Annotated in this window: 25 protein-coding genes, 2 tRNA genes and 1 pseudogene; 9 read left to right on the top strand and 19 right to left on the bottom strand. The window is 43.2% G+C overall.

The window, feature by feature from the left end; all coding sequences use genetic code 11:
* The 3 genes from JCM10550_RS15570 to JCM10550_RS15560 form a co-directional block, all read left to right on the top strand.
* Nucleotides 1-743 (top strand): PAS domain-containing protein (locus tag JCM10550_RS15570; protein ID WP_157200359.1); only part of this gene is annotated, 743 nt, incomplete at its 5' end.
* 49 nt (nucleotides 744-792) lie between these two features.
* Nucleotides 793-2619, top strand: coding sequence for a PAS domain S-box protein (locus JCM10550_RS15565; RefSeq protein WP_281175442.1), 1827 nt, complete (start codon nucleotides 793-795; stop codon nucleotides 2617-2619).
* A 446-nt stretch (nucleotides 2620-3065) separates the two neighbouring features.
* Nucleotides 3066-3773, top strand: coding sequence for a PAS domain-containing protein (locus tag JCM10550_RS15560; RefSeq protein WP_172673939.1), 708 nt, complete (start codon nucleotides 3066-3068; stop codon nucleotides 3771-3773).
* 234 nt (nucleotides 3774-4007) lie between these two features.
* Here JCM10550_RS15560 and JCM10550_RS17660 read toward each other — a convergent pair whose 3' ends face one another.
* Complete coding sequence (locus JCM10550_RS17660) at nucleotides 4008-4649, bottom strand: aminotransferase class I/II-fold pyridoxal phosphate-dependent enzyme (RefSeq protein WP_281175441.1); 642 nt, start codon at nucleotides 4647-4649, stop codon at nucleotides 4008-4010.
* Nucleotides 4650-5563: 914 nt separating this feature from the next.
* Nucleotides 5564-5836 (bottom strand): hypothetical protein, encoded by a 273-nt coding sequence (locus JCM10550_RS19300; protein WP_218185267.1) that lies wholly within the window; start codon nucleotides 5834-5836, stop codon nucleotides 5564-5566.
* Nucleotides 5837-9465: 3629 nt separating this feature from the next.
* On the opposite strand from JCM10550_RS19300, the gene JCM10550_RS19295 reads away from it, so the two are divergent.
* Nucleotides 9466-10341 carry a hypothetical protein gene (locus tag JCM10550_RS19295; RefSeq protein ID WP_157200357.1) on the top strand — a complete coding sequence of 292 codons (876 nt, stop codon included), beginning with the start codon at nucleotides 9466-9468 and terminating at the stop codon, nucleotides 10339-10341.
* Nucleotides 10342-11405: 1064 nt separating this feature from the next.
* On the opposite strand, the gene JCM10550_RS20990 is transcribed toward JCM10550_RS19295, so the two are convergent.
* From JCM10550_RS20990 to JCM10550_RS15505, 6 genes and pseudogenes are all read right to left on the bottom strand, one after another.
* Nucleotides 11406-11588, bottom strand: coding sequence for a hypothetical protein (locus JCM10550_RS20990; RefSeq protein WP_218185266.1), 183 nt, complete (start codon nucleotides 11586-11588; stop codon nucleotides 11406-11408).
* A gap of 862 nt (nucleotides 11589-12450) precedes the next feature.
* Nucleotides 12451-12834, bottom strand: coding sequence for a hypothetical protein (locus JCM10550_RS15525; protein WP_062400460.1), 384 nt, complete (start codon nucleotides 12832-12834; stop codon nucleotides 12451-12453).
* Nucleotides 12835-12912: 78 nt separating this feature from the next.
* A pseudogene (locus JCM10550_RS15520) lies at nucleotides 12913-13563 on the bottom strand (phage/plasmid primase, P4 family); the annotation flags it as partial.
* Between the two features lie 178 nt (nucleotides 13564-13741).
* The gene (locus tag JCM10550_RS15515) at nucleotides 13742-14101 is read right to left on the bottom strand and encodes a hypothetical protein (RefSeq protein WP_062400456.1); all 360 of its coding nucleotides are present in this window, start codon (nucleotides 14099-14101) and stop codon (nucleotides 13742-13744) included.
* The gene (locus tag JCM10550_RS15510) at nucleotides 14091-14492 is read right to left on the bottom strand and encodes a hypothetical protein (protein WP_218185265.1); all 402 of its coding nucleotides are present in this window, start codon (nucleotides 14490-14492) and stop codon (nucleotides 14091-14093) included. The genes JCM10550_RS15515 and JCM10550_RS15510 overlap by 11 nt, the downstream gene beginning before the upstream one ends.
* The gene (locus tag JCM10550_RS15505) at nucleotides 14489-14683 is read right to left on the bottom strand and encodes a hypothetical protein (RefSeq protein ID WP_062400453.1); all 195 of its coding nucleotides are present in this window, start codon (nucleotides 14681-14683) and stop codon (nucleotides 14489-14491) included. The genes JCM10550_RS15510 and JCM10550_RS15505 overlap by 4 nt, the downstream gene beginning before the upstream one ends.
* Nucleotides 14684-15077: 394 nt before the next feature.
* Here JCM10550_RS15505 and JCM10550_RS15500 point away from each other — a divergent pair, with 394 nt between their 5' ends.
* Nucleotides 15078-15929 carry a hypothetical protein gene (locus tag JCM10550_RS15500; RefSeq protein ID WP_157200356.1) on the top strand — a complete coding sequence of 284 codons (852 nt, stop codon included), beginning with the start codon at nucleotides 15078-15080 and terminating at the stop codon, nucleotides 15927-15929.
* Here JCM10550_RS15500 and JCM10550_RS15495 read toward each other — a convergent pair.
* The 6 genes from JCM10550_RS15495 to JCM10550_RS23815 form a co-directional block, all read right to left on the bottom strand.
* A complete protein-coding gene (locus JCM10550_RS15495; RefSeq protein WP_157200355.1) occupies nucleotides 15918-16175 on the bottom strand; it encodes a hypothetical protein in 258 nt (85 codons plus the stop codon). The two genes, JCM10550_RS15500 and JCM10550_RS15495, sit on opposite strands and share 12 nt — an antisense overlap.
* A gap of 97 nt (nucleotides 16176-16272) precedes the next feature.
* Complete coding sequence (locus tag JCM10550_RS15490; RefSeq protein WP_062400447.1) at nucleotides 16273-16632, bottom strand: tyrosine-type recombinase/integrase; 360 nt, start codon at nucleotides 16630-16632, stop codon at nucleotides 16273-16275.
* Nucleotides 16629-17114 carry a hypothetical protein gene (locus JCM10550_RS15485; RefSeq protein WP_157200354.1) on the bottom strand — a complete coding sequence of 162 codons (486 nt, stop codon included), beginning with the start codon at nucleotides 17112-17114 and terminating at the stop codon, nucleotides 16629-16631. Before JCM10550_RS15485 ends, JCM10550_RS15490 begins: the two co-directional genes overlap by 4 nt.
* A 169-nt stretch (nucleotides 17115-17283) precedes the next feature.
* Nucleotides 17284-17355: transfer RNA gene (locus tag JCM10550_RS15480), tRNA-Thr, on the bottom strand.
* A gap of 142 nt (nucleotides 17356-17497) precedes the next feature.
* Nucleotides 17498-17638, bottom strand: a complete 141-nt coding sequence (locus tag JCM10550_RS23820) for a hypothetical protein (protein WP_245619376.1) — start codon at nucleotides 17636-17638, stop codon at nucleotides 17498-17500.
* 73 nt (nucleotides 17639-17711) lie between these two features.
* A complete protein-coding gene (locus JCM10550_RS23815; protein WP_245619377.1) occupies nucleotides 17712-18041 on the bottom strand; it encodes a TIM barrel protein in 330 nt (109 codons plus the stop codon).
* Nucleotides 18042-18407: 366 nt separating this feature from the next.
* On the opposite strand from JCM10550_RS23815, the gene JCM10550_RS15470 reads away from it, so the two are divergent.
* Nucleotides 18408-19448 (top strand): PAS domain S-box protein, encoded by a 1041-nt coding sequence (locus JCM10550_RS15470; protein ID WP_062400442.1) that lies wholly within the window; start codon nucleotides 18408-18410, stop codon nucleotides 19446-19448.
* 312 nt (nucleotides 19449-19760) lie between these two features.
* Complete coding sequence (locus tag JCM10550_RS15465) at nucleotides 19761-20006, top strand: hypothetical protein (protein WP_062400440.1); 246 nt, start codon at nucleotides 19761-19763, stop codon at nucleotides 20004-20006.
* Nucleotides 20007-20009: 3 nt separating this feature from the next.
* Here JCM10550_RS15465 and JCM10550_RS15460 read toward each other — a convergent pair whose 3' ends face one another.
* Complete coding sequence (locus JCM10550_RS15460) at nucleotides 20010-21041, bottom strand: mechanosensitive ion channel family protein (protein WP_062400438.1); 1032 nt, start codon at nucleotides 21039-21041, stop codon at nucleotides 20010-20012.
* A gap of 45 nt (nucleotides 21042-21086) precedes the next feature.
* On the opposite strand from JCM10550_RS15460, the gene hypD reads away from it, so the two are divergent.
* Nucleotides 21087-22133, top strand: a complete 1047-nt coding sequence (gene hypD / locus JCM10550_RS15455) for a hydrogenase formation protein HypD (protein ID WP_062400474.1) — start codon at nucleotides 21087-21089, stop codon at nucleotides 22131-22133.
* An 87-nt stretch (nucleotides 22134-22220) separates the two neighbouring features.
* Nucleotides 22221-22292, top strand: a tRNA-Arg gene (locus tag JCM10550_RS15450).
* A gap of 109 nt (nucleotides 22293-22401) precedes the next feature.
* Here JCM10550_RS15450 and JCM10550_RS19290 read toward each other — a convergent pair.
* The 4 genes from JCM10550_RS19290 to JCM10550_RS25430 form a co-directional block, all read right to left on the bottom strand.
* The gene (locus JCM10550_RS19290) at nucleotides 22402-22575 is read right to left on the bottom strand and encodes a hypothetical protein (protein ID WP_157200353.1); all 174 of its coding nucleotides are present in this window, start codon (nucleotides 22573-22575) and stop codon (nucleotides 22402-22404) included.
* Nucleotides 22576-22974, bottom strand: coding sequence for a hypothetical protein (locus JCM10550_RS15445; RefSeq protein ID WP_062400436.1), 399 nt, complete (start codon nucleotides 22972-22974; stop codon nucleotides 22576-22578).
* A complete protein-coding gene (locus JCM10550_RS15440; protein WP_062400434.1) occupies nucleotides 22958-23362 on the bottom strand; it encodes a hypothetical protein in 405 nt (134 codons plus the stop codon). Before JCM10550_RS15440 ends, JCM10550_RS15445 begins: the two co-directional genes overlap by 17 nt.
* A 26-nt stretch (nucleotides 23363-23388) precedes the next feature.
* The coding region (locus tag JCM10550_RS25430; protein WP_157200352.1) for an MFS transporter at nucleotides 23389-23685 on the bottom strand (297 nt) is incomplete at its 5' end.

The following is a 23685-nucleotide window of genomic DNA, read 5'->3' as shown; positions in this document are numbered from 1 at the left end:
AATTAAGTGAAAACAGGTATCTGAATATTGTTGAGGGTCAGCAGGAACTAATCTGCCGAATTTCGAAGGATCACTCGATAAATTATGTTAACGAAGCATTCTGCAATCATTTCAACATTCAAAAAGATATGATTATAGGAAAAACAATGGAGTCACTGGACATATATCCGGTTGATAAAGAACGGATTCAGGCATGCATAAATCAGTCAGATGCTGAAAAACAATCAAAAAATGTTGAATTTCGTATCCATCAACAAAGTGGAAAACCCAAGTGGATAGAAAGTAGCATCTCTCCAATATTTGATGCCGAAGGGGGAATTCATGAGTTCCAGTTCGTCGGGAGATACATTACCGATGCAAAACTGGCAAAAGAGGCCCTGAAACGTAATGAGGAAAATACACAATTTCTCCTGAATTCAACAAATGATAATTCATTCCTGATTGATTTAAATGGCTGTATATTGTCACTGAATAAATCGTCTTGTAAATACATCAGGGACTATTGTGCAGATGACACAATGGATATAAAATCAATTACCGGCAGAAGTATCCATGATTTTATTCCGGAAAACATCGCAGGAAACATCAGGAATATTACATCTGAAATCATCGTTTCAAAAAAATCGGATTCATTTGTGGATGAAACTGATAACAGGACATTTGACTTTTCGTTTTCGCCCATCCTGAATTCAGATGGGGGGGATGTAGAAAATTGCTGTCGTCAGAAGGGATATTACCGGTAGGGAAGAATATGAGTCCGATCTAACCAGCACAATTTCCCGATTAACTGATATTGTCGATTTTTTACCTGAAGCCACCTTTGTAATTAATGGCGATTCTGAAGTCATTGCATGGAACAGGGCAATGGAAGAACTGACCGGAGTGCCTAAGAATGAAATTATTGGTATGGGGGACTGTCTCTATTCAATCCCATTTTATGGTGAAAAACGGCAAATGCTCATTGACTATGTAATATCTCACGACATGACACCGTACGACCTGTCTGAAAATATCTGGAAAGAGGGAGATTCACTTAATGCTGAGATCTGGTCATCTCACATCTGCAATCAAAAAGGGGGGGCATATCTCTGGGTGAAAGCAACAGGATTGTATGATGAAGAGGGAAATGTCGTCGGTGCCGTTGAATCAATACAGGATGTGACACACAGAAAAAAAATGGAAACGGAATTACTAAACAGTGATGAAAAATATCTGGATTTAATTGAAAAAACAGGCGCAATAGTCATGAAAACGGATATGACAGGAAATATTCTGTTTATCAATGAATTTGGGGGGGAAAAACTGCTCGGATATCAAAAGGGAGAACTGATCAACAAAAATGTATTAGATACCATATGTTCCGGTTCAGTGGAAAATATTCGCATATTTAGCGACATTATTGAAGATATCCTTGAAAATCCAACCTGTTTCAGAATTACAGAGAATGAATACATTGCCTGGAATGGAGAGAAAAAATGGGTCTCCTGGACAAACAGCTCTATTATGGATACTGAGGGTCGCCCCCCCACAGGGATTTTTGCAGTAGGCACTGACAATACAGCCAGAAAACAGAGCGAGATCAAAGAAAAAACCCATATCAAAAATCTTGAATTTATTTCCCGGTCTGCCATGAACTTTGCCAATCTACAGCACAATGAACAGATATATGATTATATTTCTTCTGAACTCATTTCGCTTCTTCCCGGAGGTCTGGCATTGGTCAATTTATATGATGAAAATTCAGGAACATTACATATCAAATCAATAAAAGGGGGGGAAATTGAAGGATATGAAAATATGCTGAGCACTATGCTTAACCAGAAGGTCTTGGATAAGAACTTCAAAATTTCTGAAGACTATCGCCCGTACCTTATTTCTAACGGGCTAATGCACATGCCCGGAGGCATGTATGACCTTTTTCTGAAGAACTTTTCAGAAGATGTCTGTAAGACTATTAATGACGTTCTGGATCTCTATGAATGCTATATGATAGGGATATCAAGGGATAACAGACTGTTTGGAAGCATCTCCTTTGCCGTACCGAACTGCATTAACGATGAGATCAGATCGATCATCGAGATTTTTGTAAACCAGGCATCAGTTGTTCTTCAGAGATGTTGGTATGAAAAAGAACTGGCCAAAAATACTCTCATTGCAGACCCGGAAGAAAAAGAGGGTAATGCACAGTCAAAAGAATCGCAAAAAAATCTCAGAACAATCTTTGAAACTATTAAAAATAACCATATCCTCGATGTCCGGAAACAAAATGAGGTGTTTGCATCCGTATGTGGAAAAAACCCAAACCGGCCGGTATTAGCAATCGACATAAAAGGAACCATCATCCGTGCAAATTCAAAAATTTCAGAAATTATTGGAGAAGGTACTCCCATTATCGGAAAAGATATTGAAGCTTTCATTCCCTCAGACTCACCGTTTGAAACCAAGGATATTCAGCAGTATATTGCAAATGATTCGAAAGATGAACACATGGAAATTTCAGTGCCTTTTGTGTCTCAGATTGGTGAACCAGTTAATCTAACATGGAATCTGGAAAAAATGTTTGATCAAACGGGTGATGTTACAAATATTCTATGGATTGGTGATGAGTATGTCAGGTAATATATCACTGTCAGATCAGGGATTCACCCGGAGTATCTTTCCATCACCCAATCTAACCCGTAGTGTATCCATTATCCGGCAGTAGCAATGTCTGGATTTCCAAAAAATATGGAAAATATATATGCCGTAAAAATCAGACTGAATTTTCCAATACCTGAGTGTGACCGCGGAAAATCAAACCTGCATGAAGTAATGCAACTCAGTATAGATACGTCGGTTTGACAATCAGCTATGATAGATCATAGCATAAATCATTATATGTCATAAGGACAGTATATCACATAATTATGACAGAGAATCATAGAGGACTAACTAAGATTCTTGAGATTCTGAAGCAGAATCCACGGGGGGGTATGTCAGTTACGCAGATTACAGAAATAATCGGGATGAACAGGATTACTGTTGGACATTATCTGGACATCATGCGGACGTCCGGCGAGGTCGATATGGAAACCTATGGGCAGTCCAAGGTTTACTTCATCTCGCACCGGGTGCCGATATCTGCAATGATGGATTTCTCTTCAGATTATGTAATTGTCCTGAATAATACTCTGAAAATTGTACAGGTAAACAGCAATATCATCTCCCTGCTTGATCGCAAGAATGAAGAAATTATCGATAAAAACATTCAGGATGTTCTTCTCCCCCCCTTCAACACAGAGGTAGACCTGCAGCCAAAAATCGATCAGGCCCTGGGAGGAGAGGAAGTAGCAGAAGAGATCCGGATACTGAAAGATACAGAAGAACTGTTCTTTAAAATGAAAATCATTCCAACAGTTTTTGCAGACGGTTCACCAGGAATTACCATTATCCTTGAAGATATCACAGAATATCGTAAGTCAATACAGGCGCTTCAGGAAAGTGAACAAAAATTCAGGGAACTTCTTAAAAACATCAGTGAACTTCTGGTAAAGGTAGAACATATTGCAGAGCTTAATGACCAGATCAGAAACCCACTGCAGGTAATCATCGGCATTACTGATCTCGAAAATGTCGAGATGGCTGATCAAATAAAAGAACAGGCAAATGAGATTGATACCATAATCCGACAACTTAATATTGGAAATATCGAGGCGGAAAATATTCGTGCTTTCTTTAAGAGATATACAAATGCAGCAAAGGGTAATGAAACCCATTCAGATACTGATCTATAAAATATGATACTCAATTAACCAGAATATTACCCTGCATTTTTACCAATATCAATTTTATGGAGGACAATAATATTTTGGTTTTGTAGCCTCCTCACTCAAAGACTTTCAATAAATCTCTTTACCGTCCCGACACCCTGAACCATCCGTGGGGGGGCAGCAGTCTCAACAAAATGGTTGCACTCTTCATATGTTCGGGGCCGGGACTTCTCATACAGTTTCATTGCCTGACTCCCATCATAATCGACGAATGCGATACGGGCTGAAAAATTGTTTTCCGGCATCATGATGGCATCCCCCGGTAACTGTGGCCACATGCCAGGGATGTGCGAGCAGGGCTTTCTGGAGGTTGTTGGACGATACGATTCCTTTTTTCTCCAAGAGAAGTTTCAGTTCATTCAGGTCTGCAAGGAAATAGAATGCACCATGTGGTTTGGTGGTGGATATTCCCTCAACAGAAGAGAAAACACGGCTGAAATATCCTCCCATCATCCGGTGAATGTCACGGGTCTCTTTAAGATACCTGTCAATAGCCGGATCAGGGGGGGAATATGCAGTAATTGCTGCGTACTGAACCGGTGTTGTGATGTTGGTATACAGGGTTGCTGCAGTCTTGGCAAAATCCGAGTAGATCTTATCAGAAGATTCTGAAGGCAGGATACAGGCCCCAAACCGATAACCGGCCGCAGAACGATCCTTGGACAAACCTCCGGTCACAAATGTTCCTTCTGGATAGAGCGTACCCATCGATACAAATGTTTCAATATCATAGGTCGTGAGGGCATAGATTTCATCCGCAAGCACCAGTGCACCGTTTGTTCGGCATACTTCTGCAATCCGCATCAGTTCATCCCGTGAATAGACTGCCCCCTGTTGGATTGTTGGGATTGTTCAGGAGCAGAATATGCTGCCCGTCTGTCAGGGTGGTAAGTAAGGCTTCAAGATCGGTTGGGTCAATTTTGTAGTCATTTTCAGATCGTGTCGGGAGCAGGTGGTGCGGTTTTCCAAGAAACCGTAACTGGGGTGAATAGCCAATCCACGACGGAGAGGGGGAGGATTACCGATCCGCTGATCATGGAAAAGATCAAAAACATGAGCTCTTTAGAACCATTTCCCACGATCACCCGGTCTGCATCCGTATCAATGCCGAAGTGCCGATGATAAAATCCGGAAATCGCTTCTCTTACCTCTGGAATCCCCCCCGTTGCATCTGAGTAATGACCCTTGGCAGCATGTGCAGCAAGTGCATCGGATATTATCTTTGGAATCGGGAAGGGAGACTGGCCGAATGCAAACCCGAAGAACTCTTCGTTACAGCCCCCTCAATGAACATGAACCGCGCTGTTCCCGGAGCATAAGCCCGATTCGCACATTTTCCGGCATAGAGATAGTATCAATCCTTGGTTCGGCAATTATTTTCACTTTCTCTTCCCCCCCCTTATCTAAATCCTAACCTATACCCGATCATTTATAATAGAGCCGGGTGGTTTTTGGTTCCTGATATTCCTCCACTCCTCAACGTAGATGTCTGCTCTCAGTAAATCAGGAATTTTTCTGAATCCGGGGGGGTGTAGCGTATGCACACAACCACCCACAGTATCTGGAGAAAATCACTACGTCGCCTTTCAACCCCCCCTGACTAGGGCAGCGAATCCACCCACTCTATGGGGGGGGTGGCACGCGTCATCCACACTGAAAAAATAGAGAAGTTACCCGGAACAATGGTTCAGCCGGTATAACTCAGCCATACACGACTCATGGCCGGTTCTACAAAGCCAATTGTCCCAACCAGATCATGGTTTGATCAGATCCCTGCTCTGGTTCAGTTCAGTCATCAGATTATCCACCTGTGGGTCATCTTCCATGCCGAGCATAGCAAATATACTCGTGATGAACTCAATCAGTTCCGTTGCCAGATCAATGAGATATTGCACAAAACCCGTAAATGCATCGGTGGTACCGAGAGGGGGGGTTTCTGAATAGTCCATCGAGACCGTATCAGGAGAATCAATTTTTGAAATGTTGAAGGCCTGATCTGCCTGAACTGCCGGTATAATCAGCAACACGATACATATTATGCAAAAAAATTTGAGATATTTGTTATCTGGCATATCCATCCCTTCGTTTATAGTTTCAAAATATATCCTTATAGACTAAAAATGTTTTTCTTAAATTCAGAAATTAATTTATACCACAGGGAGAGATCAAAGACTGTATTATTGGAAGTACAGAAAGGAGATGATACATAATCAACATCACAAACGACCTCCATTTATACCCGCCCCTATCATGTGCAGGGATGAACACAGCAGAAAGAGTTCCTCAAACCAGAGTATTACAACGGAAACCTATATTCTGATATATTCACCAAGTGACCACGCCACATATGATCAGTGATTCGGGTGATGATTGTTCTTCTCCTATTATTGAAAGAATGAAACGGGGGGGAGGAATTACTGTGCTGGCATCGGAATGGAATATTCCGGATATGCTGTTTGCTCACTCCTGCGACAGTAGTGTACGATTCCCGTCACTTTAGACAAAAATCTCTGCATCTGGTTAAGCAACGTATAAATAACCCCTAAAATGGTCTGAGGCCGGAAAAAACGTGTCCACACAGAAGCCCAGAACAGGCCGATCTCAGCCGGAGACAACCCATACATCCTCTCTAAAAATCGGACAATAACGACCCCTAAATAGTTCGCAATTAACAGTCATTTTAGCAAATAAATGGCATTATTGCCGTATTTTCCTGGAAATAAACAAGTGCGAAAAATACGTTCGATTTGCCCTTCGATTTCCCAATATGGGGGGGGTCACAAAGGATGGAGAATGGATGACAAAAAACGGGGGGGATGAAGCAGGAACCCCGTTTCCAATATTCACCCTACCCGATTTTTCCACGTACAAATGTTTTCTTTCGCGGCATTCCTATAGGATCAGGATCTATACAGATGATAGAACAAAACAAAGAGAAAAACGAAATATAAATAGAAAGCCTCAGGCGGGACTATTTAGCGTTCTAATCCTAAAATCCTGCTTAATAAAAGACAAATATAAGAATCCCAGTAATTAGCGAGAATATCCATGGTTCAGAATAATATTATATTGACGCGTTCTTCTTAAAAAATGTGAGGGTGCCGCATGAACCATGCATACATCAGAGTAGATAAAGGAGTATTGGTGATGCTAAAAGGTGTACATCACCATTCAATGAAGCCCAAAAAACAAAAAGACCACATCAGAATATGACGTTCTAGTATATATAGTTTCCATATTTACCAGATATTAAACAAAATTGTTATAATAAAAATATATTATGAGTATTTATAGGATTCTATCGTTGTTTTGCAAGTTGCGTGATCTGCAAATACCTTTTAAAATTCTTACTCTGACGGGTATAATGGCGGGTGATCGTGTTAATGAGCTGCTCTCTCACTTCCGGATCGATTCCCATATATTCCAGGTCCTTAGCTGTTTCTTCATTTCGTTTTGATAGTCCAAGCAAATTTAAGAATATTAAAAACATCCGAAACCCACCAGGGGGGTAATGTTTGAACCGTGTATTCCATCCGTGTTTTGCTTTGGTAATTCGTAACAATAAGCGTGTTCTTTTGAAGGGCTAATTTGAATTTAAGGGGCATACCATGTATTTTGAGATACCCTTCTGTTATGTAACCGTTATTATCCGTTTTCATGATAATTAGTGGTAATCATAAAATACCATAAAAGTACCGACCATTATTTTTTATTGTGACTGTAGGACCACATCAGACGAGGATCGTAACCCAAATGACGCGATACTGTAAACCTTAGGAAGGATCCTCAGAAAAAGCCAACAACTTAGGAGAAACGGTCTTGATATTGCCGCGTGAAGGCATTATCTCTTTTAGTGTGGTATAATCCATCCTCTCTTATTAGGTGTATTATAGCGCGCCTGTGTTCTTCCTGTATTTCTGTTCATTTCTCTATTGAGGCATTATAAACGGTTAGTTTCTCCTGTCCTGCCACTTGAATAGTCCGGCCATAATTCCGGCGCCCCCCCTTCTTATTCCGTTGTGTTTTTGTCGTGCCAATATTATCCACAAACATAATTATTTCGCATTTATCATCACATTAATGAATTACAAAAGATCACCGATTGTAATGTAATCCGTACGCAAATGAATACACAAAATATTTCAGGAGGTTAATCAGGTGGTATATAATTATGATTGGAACATTTTTAGCTGGCAGCATCACAGCAGGGAATATCAGGGTAGTGCCTGTCCCCCCCATTAATCAGTTTTTGAGGACATATGAAATGAAATTTTATCCGGGATCTGCACGCAAATCGAAGTGGCCCTCTGCACCATATGCACCAGACAATCCTCAAACAAATGCCCCCCCTGCCATGAAACCACCTGCGGCAATGGGCACTGTTCCATCACAGGCTGACACAAACCGACCAAAAAGAAAGGAAAACCACACTACTAACCAGAGACGCAAGGCAAATAACGAACGCCACCACCGAGAGCAAAAACAAGACGGTGCCCCCCCTCAAGACTCATAAAAATGATCCTTTAGGAGAATTCATTCAGGATTTTATGGGTGATGTCACAGGGGGGGAAAGACAGGGAAATTTCCTCTCCCGCCTGGATTCACACAACTCAAGGGTTATAGAGTTTAATAAAAAAGCTTCGGATTTCGATCCAAACTCTTCCACTCGTCTGGATCTTTTCAATTTAAAAAGTGATTACAACGACCTTCAGGTTGAAAGCCAACAGCTCGGAAAAGAAGAAAAACATCTCTATTCGTCGGGGGGGATGTATGCTCTCTTAGGGTATGATAAGGTAAAGAATCCTCAACATCCAACACAAAAAAGCCAGTTTTATCCGTTTTATGAAGGGGGCCAAAGAGAAAGCAGACTGGTGGGATCAAAACATTGTTTCAAAGGTAGATTCTCTATTACGGAAATCCCCCCCGTTCTGCCTGGGCATGAGTTCTCCCATAAATACGAAATAGAGTTTATTAAAGGAGTTACGAAAAGCCCCCCCGCAGTTTTAACGGAGATTGCAGGCATGTTACCTGCCGGGATTGAACGATCCTCGAAAGTTGCCGGGGGGGATCTTCCGGGATATGTTCTCGCTGGTCTGGGGGGGTTGCAGGCCCAAACCCTTTATAAGGGTTCAACCGAGCGCCCGGCAGAATTTGCCGGAGAATTGGCTGGATTAGGTTTGATTACAAAAGGTATCCGTGGAGGTATGGGAAGAACCGGCAGGTTAGTTCGTACGACCGGGAAAACATACATCCCTGTTACCGATATTGGATTTGATGTAAACCACGGGTATCCTCTGGGAAAACCTACAACCCACTCCCTGCATAAATCATTCACTGAAAGTAAATTAGTCCCGCCACCCCTCCGGATGGGTGGCACTTTAAACACAAATGTCCCCCATACTGTCAAAACGTCACGTTTACCCACAGACACACCCGGAATTCCTCAAATGTGGACCGCATGGGAGAATCGCATGAAACCTGATGTACCTCTTGGAAAAAAAGCCACAATAGGTGGAGGCTCATCGGAAATCGGGGGGGATGTATGGTGCCCCCCCTGCTGCTCTAACATATTTTACCAAAGCGGGGGGGGCAGTCGCCTAAATTTATAGGGTTTGATTTCCCATCCATAAAAAGTCCATCACTCCTAAGGACAACCGTGAAAACGTTTGAACCTATCCCTGAGAATTTGTCACGACAAACAACAAATCTGAAAGCACATGGTGCGAGCAATAAGCAAGCATACAAAGGAATTAATGATTATCTAAACACAAACGCAGAAACCGGCAAAGCGTATTTCCCCAACACAAAAGCAGAATATGAGGCTGTTTTACCAGAGGGGGGGAATATTGTTGAATTCAAAGGATCACAATTCTATACTAAGGTAAGAGGAGGGCGCCGGGTCCCAATATATGAATTCGAGGCAATAGGGAAAACAAAATCGGGGGGGATCAAAGACAGTGGCTTAAGACGTTTTTCATCAAAAAAAGGAAGTTCCGGTTCGGAGGTATTTGAACCAGCACCATATATCAGTGGATTTAATACACTCAGTTCGACAATTGCCTCTTCGTGTTCATCATTCCATTACCCAGAACGATCATTAGCAGCATTTTTGTCTGAAATTGGTTCTTCAAAAACTGGTTCTTCAGAAACTGGTTCTTCAAAAACTGGTTCTTCAAAAACTGGTTCTTCAAAAACTGGTTCTTCAAAAACTGGTTCTTCAGAAACTGGTTCTTCAGAAACTGGTTCTTCAGAAACTGGTTCTTCAGAAACTGGTTCTTCAGAAACTGGTTCTTCAGAAATATCCTATGGCAATAGTTACTCGGCATTTATCTCTCGGGGGGGTATTGGCAAACATCCTTCGAAGATACGTCTACAACAGAGGCAGAAGGCCAAGGCGATTAAGATGATGACTAAAAAGACTAAAAAAGACTGGTATGTGAAAAACCCCCGTACCATCTGTTATTTTTGGAAAACCACCAAAACTGAAGATAAAAATCCCAAAAACCCCCGACAATCAAACTACCAAGGATAAAATTATGATCCAAGCACTGCGCACTCTCCTTTCATCCGGTAGAGTCCGGGGGGGGTTGATCATGAACACAACGAGAAGAGAGAGAGGGCTATAAATTGCGCACGCGTCCAACTCTAAAATTAACCTTGGAAACAAAAAAAGCAAAACCTTTCGACGTTGTGGATTCTACAATAACAATACTGCAATAGGAAAGAAAGGAATGCTGATCCCACCAAGAAACAGCATAAAGGGGGAAAGGGTATGGAGTGCTAGCTTATTGTATGGATGTGTTGTTGCGTTGTTGTTGCGTTGTTCTCACGTGTTATACCGGGCGGGATGTCACACGAACATTATAACCAGTCTGATTCCTTTCAATCCCTATTTATGGTATGATAACAGACTGGTTGTGTCCATTGTGGTTAATCCCTTGTGGGCTCCGGTCCTGGTGAACTGATTACCCTCACTCACCGGGACCATCATTACCCTACTTTACTTTTGTTCAGCTCCCGCCCATCCGGTTGTATATCCTCTGATTGTGTCTCGTTCTTCCGTTGTGAATGGAAGATTTAGATAATGTGTTATGGCTGTGAATACTGTATGTCCCTGGCTCATTGCAATAAGGGGGGGTATCATCGTTGGATAGGTTACGCATAACCATGATTCCCATGTTTTCCGAGTTGTTTTTGCGCTGATACCAATATCATTCATCCCAGAATTACGCGCCCATCGTTTGACATTCAAGGACCATATTTTCCCGTTCGTAATGTCCCGGTTGATATGAAAGAAATACGGAATTATGACCTGTCCCTGTGCTGAAAGATACACATACCGGTCTTTTAATGTGCGTTCGCCTTTCCGGCTGGCTTCTTTCGGCAAATAAATTGTTCCTGTGTTGTGATCATACCAGTTCTGATTATCTCTGAATCGTTCCATCTCGACATAGCGCATTCCCGTATACAGGAGGGTGTCTAATATCGTCCGGTGATCCTGTTTCGGGATTGCCTGTTTGATTTGTTCGTATTCGTGGGGGGGCGTAATATACGCACTCCACCTTTCATTATCGGACGTAACGGTTCCATAATTAATCAGAATGAAGGCTTAACGGCATATATAGCTGTTTTCTTATCCCCTGGTGTAAGGCAAACCTCTGCCAAAATATGGTTATTTGTGCGTAAAAGTATCATTTCTATCTCCTCTTTGTTTCTCTTTGAGGGTACAACGTGGAGTACTTCAGCACCGACAAGATCAGATGGCTGGAATATTGTCATTGTGGGGGGGCCTCCATAAACAGATAATCACATTCATTATTATGTAGTTAAGGCTAAACTACATAATAAACATTTGGTACGCTTCCATTTTTGAATATTTTAACCGGTTTTTCCTTCCTGGTGAACCGGGAATTATGCACTTTTACCGTAAAACCACATAATTTTCTATAATGTGACCGGATATTATGATAAAAAGTGATACCATAGGATAAACTCCGCCATATTGTCCCGGTGTTGCATTATCTCCGGTGCGTCTATGATATTCTATATCGGAATAGTAAATTAAAACTGAGGGGGGGTCCTATATGGCTTAAATTGATTTTTCTATTATCTATGATAATTATGGATGCGATAAATCAGGAAGGATCATCACCGGACCACATCAGGAAGGATCCTCCCTGGATAACCTGAGGGCTGGGATAAAATATATTGATGACTGCAGGGAACCACCGGGAAACCTCAGGAAGGAATACCAGGAAGCAACCTCAGGAAGGATCATCACTCTGTGACTGTGAAAAGATCAGAATTATGATGAAATATGTCAAAGTGCCCCCCCAATAATTTAGAAGTGCCCCAAAATCAAACACATTTCAGGGGGGGTTTATTTCTTCTTTTATCACCTGTACTTTTTTATTTTCATGAGAGAATCACTTCGGGGGCAGTAAAAAACCTTTTACTCGCGGGTGACGTGATCTAGAGAAATTAGGTACATAAGTGCCCCCAATCCTGAATAAAAAAATTAAAACTAATTATATCCATTCTTTCTTAAAAAAACCTTGAAATGGTCTTTAATTTGGGGGGGCACATTGAAATCATTAGGGGGGGCACATTAAAACGAAAATAGCTAAAAAAATAGGATTAATTAAAGAATAGTTTGTCTTTCTCCGGTTTGTTCTTCTCTCTCTCTCTCTTCCGGAGTCTTAAACCGCAGCCCTTTCCATGATCTATATCCATGAACCTTAGGACCATTTACTACTCCCAACGCTTGAAGAAAGTAGGCAATTCTCTTTTGTGATACTCTCTTTTCAACAGGTATTCCCCATTCATCACAGAACATAGTATATTTATCGGTAATATCGGCCCTTCCTAAAATGTCGTCAGGATTCAACGTTAAAACGCAATCTTGGATCAGGAAATCACCGATCGGGGAACTTTCCATTCTAAAGTTTAATGTTGCATTGGTAACGCTGGAAGATTCAAGCAATTTGCCCCCCCTATCTCTATACCGTTTTAATCCTTCCAACATCCAGTTAAATATCCCAGCCCCCCTTCATTATCAAAAAGGAAATCACCGTAATCTGCTTTCCTCTTGTTCTCTGGAATTTCAACCGTGAACGGAATCTTCTTTACTCTTCGGTATATCCCGTTTCCCCCCGGCGGAAAACTTAGGGTTATGATTTGTTGCTAGGAAGATTTTCCCACCCGGTTTAAATTCGATCTGGTCCTGATGAAGTCCCCCCCGCGCTGTCATTGTATCGTCCCCCCCGGTGAATGTCTTAACCAACCCTTCAGAGAGATAGACGTCCTTATCCGGTTCGGTGACTGTCACCAGACGAGCACCCTTTAAACGTACAATATCCGGCCTTGGTCTTGCTTCGGTGTTTTTCCGTGAAGATGCAAGAGATTCAGATTCAATATTAACGCCATATTCTCCATGAATCTTTCTCAAAACTTTCATTGTTTCGCTTTTTCCGTTCTTTCCCTCTCCCCCCCATAAAATAAACATTACCTGTTCGGGGGGGTTATACTGCAGGAGAGAATAACCACATATCTCCTGAAAATATCGAACCGTATCAACATCACCATTAAACACGGTTAAAAGGTGATCTTCCCAAAACGGGCATATTTTCTCTTCGTTAAATTCAAGTGATGTCTTTTTGGTAAGGTGATCCTCTCTCTCATGCTTTTTTAAAATAAATTGTTCAAGGTCATAGGTCCCATTTTCAAGGTTCAAGAGGTATCCTTTGGTATCGAAATCAGCGCGATCAAATTCTACATGGAACCCAGCCCCCCCCGGATCATATACTGACGGCCCTTATGAGATTCAGACGAAACGGCCCACTTTCCTAAACCAGGTGGAGCATTTGGAAGTGCTGCCTCAGCATAAAGCTTTTTGGCGGTCTTTGTTGCGTAACCCATAAGGGAATCCTCTCCTACCTCTTTCCATACTTTCCCGGTCCACATAAACCACGAACTTTTAGTTTTATTCCGGAACAAAACAGGAGGTTATTCCCGTGTTCTTTAATGAACCGTTCAGAGTTTCCCACATCTGTTAAATGAAAATCGGTTTGTTCTGATGTGTTAGATTCAAACACCGTTTTTATAATTTGGTCGATCTCTTCGTTTGGGAATTTTCCAGGATACAACCCCCCCTGAACATCATAAAATATTTCCTGTTTGGTTTGATTCTCAAAAAACAAATCCGTTATAACTTCGGTGATGAATTGCCGGGGATTCTCCTGCATGGTACAGGAATAAATACCTTCAAAAGTGCTGTCAAGATCAGTATCCATATTCAACGCCCCCCCAGCCCTTCGGTTCTGAATAGATCGGTGCTGATATCGCTTTTCCTTGTGGATTGATCACGGACCACAGAGCCCGATAATAAACAAAGAACATCTCTTTACCAGGAATAATGATCTGGACAATACCGGACCGTTCGGGAGATATTTTACCGTATGGATTGAGATTTACGGTGTTCCGGAACCGGATCAGATCACTTTGTTCATGCTTTTCAAGAATGAACCGTTCGTTCTGTTCCCCCCCATTCTGAAGAATAATCATAGACCGATTAATCCCTCGGCGTATTTGCCCCCCCACTTTAACGGGAACATCCACATCTGCAATACATCCAGTCATAGGGCAACACTCCAGACAGCCCAGCCCGCTCTTGTTTGCATTCAAGCACCCCCCCTAACATTTTCAACCAAAATCCACTTTCCGGACCTTATGGCCTGTTCTGCTGCGAGTCGGTGTAATCCTTCTAGGTTTTCCAGAACGTCCCTCTTAATGCGGAATTTCTTAATCTCTGTTTTTTGTTCGTGAGCAGGATTATAGAAATCTACATTATCTTTAAGAACAGAATGACTATTCACCGGTTATCCCTCCATCATTCATCTGATTTTGGGTTGCTGTGTTATCAGCAGGGGGGCGTGTGATGATGTTTCCCCCCCTGCTGACCTACTTTTTCAAATTTCAGAATCGAATCTGCATCTACACGACACAGGAATTTATCTCCTGGGCGTATTTTGTGTGTCCTACATGCTCCTACTGGAACAGTTAGACACAACGATGCAGAATTTTTAAAACAGGTCATCACTCCATAGACCTCTTCATTCTGTACCATACGTTATAATCATCAAAATGATTAATAAATCTGCCGATTGTAATCATTTTTTGATGAATCATTTTATAAATAGTATCAACACAATGATAGATAGTAATCATAAAAACAGGTTTTTATGATTAACAAAATGGGTAGGAAATACCATGGCGCGGAATTATACATTTACCGGCACACTGGGCATAAGTAAATCAGGAATAGATAGACAAATTCTTGATGAATTGGCAAAAACCGGTCCGGCTTCCCTATCCGATATTCGGAAGGTAAAAACATTAAGATCAAAAGAGTATCAAAACCTGCACCGGGTTGTTGTTCAATTAAAGAGTCCGACTCATAAAATCATTCGGGAACAGGAACGTGAATCAGAAAACAAAAAGAAAAAAATTCTCGAATTCACAGAAGAGGGATTTTTTCAATATTTGGCTGCGGTATTTTGTGATTTTACAGGAAAATCATCTCTTTCCGATTCTGAAAAAATAATGGCGAAAATTGAAAATATTTTGAAAGTTTGGTGCCAATTTTGCCCAAATTTATTTTCAAACTGGGATTTGCTGGTATCAGAACAAAAATTCCGTGAAAAAGTGGCCGAAGAGGATCTTTGCAGATATAATTTCTCAAATTGGGGAAATTGGAAAAGTCAGTGCTACATTTCTCTTATGCATGCTGCACAGGAGTATGGATTACGGAAAATATCAATAAATCAGGCTGCGATACTCAATTCGGGTGAATCGATTATCACCGATGATTCAAACATAACATCGCCATTTATTCAAAATTCAACAGAAAAATATATCGAATCAAAATTCATTCAGCATTTGTTATTTGAACCGGAATACCAAAACTTCCCGAATGAATTAGAAAAAGTGCATAAAAATACAATCCAGATAGTGAAATACAACACCTGGCTAAATTCGTTTGTGACTGATTATCTAAAAAACAAAAACGAATACTACCAAAAGGTGAATGATTTTATTTCTAATGAGATATCATCCCTCTGAAAACTGAATATTTTTTATTTTCTCTTCAAATTCTTTCATGATTAATTTGTATTCCGGTAACATCTCGGCCTGTTGTTTTGCGATATTTACTTCATCGATGGCTTCTTTTGACAGTTCCAGACCGCAATTATTACAGAACCGTGAGGTCGGAGAATTGATGAACTGACAGCGTGAACACTGAAGAGGTTCAAGCGTCTTCTTCTTGGTCCGTGTGGATTCAAGTTTTATACCTGCCAGTTCTGCCATGGCCTTATCAGTATCCCGATCACACAAATGACCATAGGTGGCCAACATATCGGTATCCTGATGCCCCCCCATGCTATCAGTTTAATGATTGATTCATTCACCCCCCCTGCTGAAGCATATGGGTTATTCTGGAATGTCTGAATATATGGGGTGTAACATGTTTTGTGACGCCTGCACGTGTAGCAATCAACCGGATATGCTTTGCAGTGTTGTTGTAATGCAATGGCTGGTATCTGTTGTTTGTGAGAAACAGAAAGGAATCCTGTGTCATTCCTTCCGGATATTTCTCCCGGAATTTGTCAGTCTTTGATATGGTATAATAATGATCTTTCCATACTGCGAGGTATTGCCGGGAAGAGACAAGAGGAACATACCGGTTAATCCCTGTCTTGCTCTCCCCCCCGGCTATAACAACCTGAGCAGACCAGTCATTAAACGTAATCTGAGACCATTTCATATCTGCAATTTCACCCAGCCTGAAAGCACCTTCATAGAGCATGGAAATAAGAGCCGGTCCCGTGCATTTGTACACTCTTCAAGCATATTCCGGATCTCCTCTTCAGTCAACATTTCTTCATTTGTCTTTGTTGACCGATATGCAGGTGTCTTAACGGTGCTCCGGATCTTCTTTTCCGGAATATCAATAATCCCTTCATCCACCAACCACAGAACAAAGCGTTTCACTGCCCTGATATAATCAATCTGTGTGTTCCTGGTGAAGAGGTCAGAACCATCCGGCTTCTTATCAGTCTTGATAGAATCGATACCTTCCAGAAGATCAGATAGAGTCAGGTTTTCATATGCTGGTACGAATTGCCGGGCACTCACAAGGGTATGTGTCATCTTGTATTTACGCCCTGGAGAACACCCGGAACCATTCTCAAGAACAAAATTTGTTATCAGGTCTGCATCCCGTTCAGTAATCTTCCCACTACTCACCCCCCCCGTGGTTATGCATCTCTTCCGATACTCTGCATAACTGCTATCTGATGAGTGAAACCTGGGGGGGTTCTTCTTACCGGCCATATCAAAACATACAACACCGGACTATAAAAATGACATTCATTTTTCTAAGCAGGATTTAAAAATAGTTTATAAAAGGAAAGCAAGCCTCAGGCGAGAGTTGAACTCGCGACCTCGTCCTTACCAAGGACGCGCTATACCACTAAGCCACTGAGGCACCAATCATCAGATTGTATTACAAGGTCGATTTCATACCTATAAAACAGTATTGAAATTGTTCTCAGAAACAGGTATTCCCAACCCAGATGAAGGGTCGAAAATACCTCTGTGCGCAGAAATGCGGACATTTTGCCACAAAATCACGATTCAAAATCAAAAAATTTAAGTACGGCAAAACTGGATTCAACTGCATCAAGCGATCGCACCTCAAGCACCGGCTCCACTTTTCTCTGCTTCAGGATACTCAGCACGTTCTTCCAGTCAATATCGCCACTTCCCACAGGAGAGTGACTGTCCTCTGTTCCATCGTTATCATGGATATGGCAATGCGCAAACGGCAGACCCAGAAATGAATCAAGGGCCCCCCGGACAAAAATGCATGCCCGACATCCAGACAGATGTTGCCGTCATCAAAATACGGGTAGTCTTCGGGGGGGTGCAGAAGAAAAAATACGGCCATTTGGGCATATTTTCAACAAAAAATGTGACACCGGAGTCATCAGCTGCAGTCCCGATTTCAGTGAGGGAACGACGGAGGGCCAGAAGTGATAATTCCTTTCCCTCCGTCCATGCAGAATACCCCGGATGGATGACAACCTTTGCATTCAGTTCACCAGCGATTGTAAAGGCTTCTGAGATTACCTCAACACTTGCACGGCGAATTGGTTCAAGAGTGCTTGCAATATTGACTCCCCGCGAGGGTGCATGAAGAGAATATCGGAAAGAAAACTGACCGGGAATCTCTGCAGAATGACAGTAATGGGGGGGCCATCATCCATAATCTCCACAAAATCAGTCATTCCCGAAAGAATTTCAAGTGCATCTTCAAGTGGTCTGTCGTGCAGACATGAAGTCGAGATTCCCGTCATACTGGAATATTGTGAAACATATATACTAAACTGATTCCCTCACCGCAGGCAGATGCACAAAATATTTTCATTTGAAATACACCCAGTATACATTGCCTATAGTGATCCCACATTTATATAATAGAGAATGTCATTATGTATTTAAATATTATATGAATATCACTGATTCGGAAGAGGTATAATGAAAGAAAATGAAGGAATACCATATACCGGTCATACCAGATATCTGCAGGACATCCTCCCGCAGATCATCCTGAATAATGACCACTTGGTCGTTTTCTGTAGTGATGACTCTGGAAAAATATTCTTGTGGAACCGTGCAGCAGAGATCATCACCGGGTACTCTCATGATGAAATACCTGATGTGGCAACAGCGTTCAGAGTAGCATACCCTGACAACACCTACCGGGAAATAATTGCCCGTGTCAGGGATTCATTCAGAGAAAAAGAAAATAAATTCATCCATTATGAAACAAAAATAAAAACAAAAAACGGACACATTCGTTATATGTCCTGGACAGTTGAACGAATTCCTGAGACCAATACAACTCCATTATTCTACGTAACAACCGGTACAGACGTAACTCACACCCGGCAGAGTGAAAATGACGCACTGCTCCTCAGTGAAATCGTCAACTCATCGCACGATGCAATCATTGGCATCAGCCGGATGGCTCAATCCTTACATGGAACAGCGCTGCAGAGGATCTGTTCGGGTATGGGGGAGGCAGAAAGTATCGGCAAACCATTTTCCCGGCACATACCGGATGATAAAAAAACGTTCATTACATCTGTTCTCAGGAATGTTTCAAAAGGGCAGTATTTCAACGGTAATATAATATGCCTTACGAAAACAGAACAACGGATTACCGTTGGCATTGCATTTTCACCCATATCAGGTGAGGACGGGACGGTCGATGGCATCTCTGCTATCATCAGGGATCTGACACGGGAACAGTCTCTCCAGCAGACAATGAAGGGATATATATCCGAAGCAACGATGCGCCTGAACCATCCCACAGAACTGGTGGAAGGAAACATTGCCTCCCTGATTGAACGAATCGGAGAGGGAGAATATGAAGATGAAGATATCCTGATAGAACTGCAGGTGCAGCAGAAAGCACTGTTACAAATTATTCATAATCTCAGAGAACTCTCACAGGCGGTAATCGGCCACTTCAAAGAGATTGAAGAAGAGATCGCGCCGGATAATATCCAGTAGAGGAGCAGACAGTTGGTGATAAATCCCGGGGGACCCGACATCAGCGCAGATTACACTTATTCTGTCTGATGCCCATTTTCTTAAAAACGTGAGCACAGAGGCGGTTAAGAGTATTGTCAATGACGGATATCATGTGATTATGATCACCACAAACCAGCCATCAATGATTCTTTTAAAGATGTACTCCCGTGCTGAGATTGATGCAGGGAAAGTTTTTTTATCGATGCCATAACGAATTATGCACTGGGGGGGAAAGATGAAGGGGATAATGAAAACACCATATTTATCCGTAACCCGGGAGATCTCACGGAGATGGGCATTGCACTTACCCGGGCGATGGATAAATTAGAGGATGAAGATCTCTGCATCATGCTTGATTCAATCAGTACCATGCTCATCTATGTATCATCAGCGAGAATTTCAAAATTTATTCATTACCTCACAAATAAAATCCGGCTGTCCGATACCCACGGCGTGCTCTTTGCAGCCAAAAACGGAATTGATCCTGGATTTATGATTCAGCTGGCCACATTTGTGGATGAAATAATAAAAGAATAGAGATTACGTCCGCATGTGCACGTCCATCTGCGGGAACGGTATCTCAATTCCTTCCTCAGCAAACCGACGTTCAATCTCAAAGTTGATGTGATCCTTAATTTCCCATGACATGTTGAACCGTTTCGCCCAGATAACGATCATATAATCAAGGCTGGACGCCCCGAATTCCAGGAGATACACATTGGGAGCGGGAGCGGTCAGGATATATGGGGTCTTCGCTGCTGCGTCACGGCAGATCTCCAGGAGGATCTCTTTTACCTGGCGGATATCACTCCCATACGCAACAGAAACAGGTATTTTTACCTTTAGTTTGACATCCGGCATGGCATAATTGGTGACAACACTGTTTGCGATTTTTGAATTGGGAATGGTCAGTAACTGGTAGTCAAGGGTCTTGATTCTCGTGCTTCGCGGCCCGACACTCTCCACATCACCAAGATATCCGTCAATTTTGATCCGGTCACCGATGACAAAGGGTTTGTCAACCAAAATGAGGGCGCCGCCAAAGAAATTCGATATCAGGTCCTGTGCTGCAAGGGCAACAGCCAGTCCAAAGACACCTCCTGCGGCAATGAGCGGAGTGATATTAATCTGCAGGTATGACAGAACAATGAGAATCGCGATAAACCAGATAATATACCGGGCGGCAATCTCAAGAATGTCAATAATTTTGTCATCAAGTTCACTCTCTGTTTTGGCAGAGAGCCACTGTCCATACAACTTAATGAAATTTTCAACAAATATCGTGACAACCCAGGCACCCAAAAATATGTACACCGCATTCAGGAATTTTCCCTCAATAATCCATGCATATTCCTCGGGGGGGACAGGAACATATTCCATCGCAAGGAAAAAGGAAAAAACCAATATTCCTGCAATAAGGGGGGGTTTTCCAATCGAGAGTATGAGAATATCATCAAACCGGGATTCGGTCAGATCGGCCCTATGCTGCAGCCATTTAAACACCCGTGCGACGATATAGGCTGCAATTATTCCGATGAGAATGATTCCCGCTGCAATCCGGATATCAGACATGTGAGATAATCTTTTTTGCAGGCAACTATAAAAATAATGATTAATATGGCAGATGGAACAGATATTCTCAAAGCGCTCAACGAAGAGATGGACAGGCCGTATACATTCATGCACATCTGCGGTACGCATGAGGCCGCAATCGCCCATGCCGGACTACGAAGTATTCTGCCGGATGGACTGAAAATTGTCATGGGCCCCCCCGGATGCCCGGTGTGTATCACCCCCCCTCAGGGTGAGATTGATGCGGCCATTGACCTCGCAGAAAAAGGCTGCATCATCGCAACCTACGGAGATCTAATCCGTGTGCCCGGCACAAAGGGCTCTCTTGAAGAATACGGGAAGAACGATGTCAGAGTCGTCCAGGGTGTACACAAGGCAGTTGAGATAGCAGAGAAGACAGACCGGGAGGTTGTCTTTATCTCTGTGGGATTTGAGACGACAGCACCTACGGTCGCGGCCACCATTCTGCAGGAACCGCCGGAGAATTTCAGTATTCTCAGTTGTCACCGGTTTGTTCCGCCTGCAATGAAATACCTTCTGGAACAGGGTGAGGCAAAACTGGACGGATTTCTTTTGCCCGGCCACGTCTGTGTGGTTGCCGGATACGAGGAGTATGAGCAATTTCCCGTGCCGCAGGTTGTCGGCGGGTTCGAGCCGGAGGATATTCTGCTGGGCCTTTTAATGCTGGTCAAACAGGTGAAAGAGGGGGGGCGGGCCGAGGTTGAGAATGCATATCCGCGTGCGGTATCTCGCGAAGGCAACCCGAAAGCGATGCAGATGATGTATGAGGTCTTTGAGACATGCGATGTGGAGTGGCGGGGGGGCTTTCCCGTCATTCCGGGTTCCGGCCTCAGATTAAAAGAGAAGTATGCCGCATATGATGCGCAGAAGAAATTCGGCATTGAAATCAAACATGTTGAGAAACATTCTGCCTGTATCTGTGACCGGGTGCTTCGCGGGGGGGTGGCAGATCCCTCTGACTGCAAACTCTTTGGAAAGGCCTGCACCCCCAGAAAGCCGGTCGGGCCATGCATGGTCAGCCATGAAGGTGCCTGTAAGATTTGGGCGCTCTATCACCAGAAGAAGTACTGAAACGACAACAATCACACCAAATCTCTCTCGGCCCTCTTTTTCAGAGGGAAATCCCTTAATATCATAGAGATAAACATTATAGAGCGGGTCCCGGTAGGGTAGTGGATATCCTGGGAGCCTCCGAAGCTTCCGACCCGGGTTCAAGTCCCGGCCGGGGCGTAGTAATTTTACGCCAAAAACACCATTTTTGTTGCTGTTTCATCACTGACAAACTTCGCTTCCATATTCCAACCGTTTTTTGGAATTAAATCACTTATTTGTCCCATCATCATCGAACTTCATCGGGATACCTGTCTGTGACATCAGACAGCAACGGATGAAAGGGGGGGTAGAGAGTATCAATCATCGTCGGGTGCCGGGAAAAAAGCTGGGAGGTAACCACATTCCCCCCCACGTCCGTTCCTGCCCGGGGACGGCTGGCAAAGGCAACCCCCCCTTTCATTCACACAGGTATTTTTTTAGGATCTCTGACAATGACCGAGAGGATAACCGGAAACATCGACAGAATCAGCCCGACAGACATCGTGAAATGGAACCCGGACAGGAAAGTCGCTGAGTCAAGGCTGGCAAATGCCACCACGCCGCCGGAAGAGATGGCAAAGGTGAAGAGCGTTGCGTAGAGAGCGGTTCCGATTACGCTGCCAAGGTACATCGATGTGATCATCAGAGAGGAACTCGTCCCCTTTTCACCCTCCGGAGCAAGCTCAATAATTCTGCTTGATGCGGCCCCCCCTGCAATCCCAAAGACGGCTCCCATCAGTATGAGGGCAAAGAGCAGAGGAACAATTCCAGCTTCGGGGGGGACCAGTACGGCAAATATGCTATTATATACAATAAGCAACAGGCAGGCAGCGACGACAAACCATCTGCGACCATAACGATCTGACAAGCGGGCAAAAGGGATACTGAGGATGCCGGTAATTAAGGGGGGGAATTAAGAGGTACATGCCGATCGTTGCCAGATTAAACTTCATCTCTGCGGAAAGATAGAAAGGCAGAAGGTAGAGTGTTCCCATGAACAGGACATTGATCAGCAGAAATGCGGTCAGGACTGACGAAAACTGCCATTTACTGAAGATTCGAATGTTGATGAAGGGTACTTGTGCCTTCAGTTCCTGGATGATGAAGACGGTGACAAACAGCAGACAGAATGTTGCGCTGACGAGAATCACCGGGTTCATTATGCCGAGGGTGGCCACTTCCTCAAGTGCGAAGATGCCAAAGACCATTGCACCAAACAGCGTTACTGCTCCGGCTAAATCAAATGGCGTCTTCTCCTCTGCCGGATAATCCAGGGGGGGATGACCATGTGGGCGTAGATAATGCCGACAATACCTATCGGTATGTTGATCAAAAATATCCAGTGCCAGGAGAGTAAATGGGTCAGGAATCCACCAATGGCAGGCCCGGCGGCAAGGCCGATGGAACTGGCGGCGGTGAGAACCCCAAGAGCGAGACCCAGCATACGCGGGGGGGGAGATACCGGACACAGAGGAGCGGCCCGACAGCAGCGATCATGCAGCTCCCACCCCCTGGATCGTTCGGGAGAGAA

Origin of the sequence: Methanogenium cariaci JCM 10550 (assembly GCF_001315945.1) — an archaeon.
Taxonomy (GTDB): Archaea; Halobacteriota; Methanomicrobia; order Methanomicrobiales; family Methanomicrobiaceae; genus Methanogenium; species Methanogenium cariaci.
Note: the sequence above shows the minus strand (reverse complement) of the source record. Positions and strands in the feature narration are given on the sequence as shown.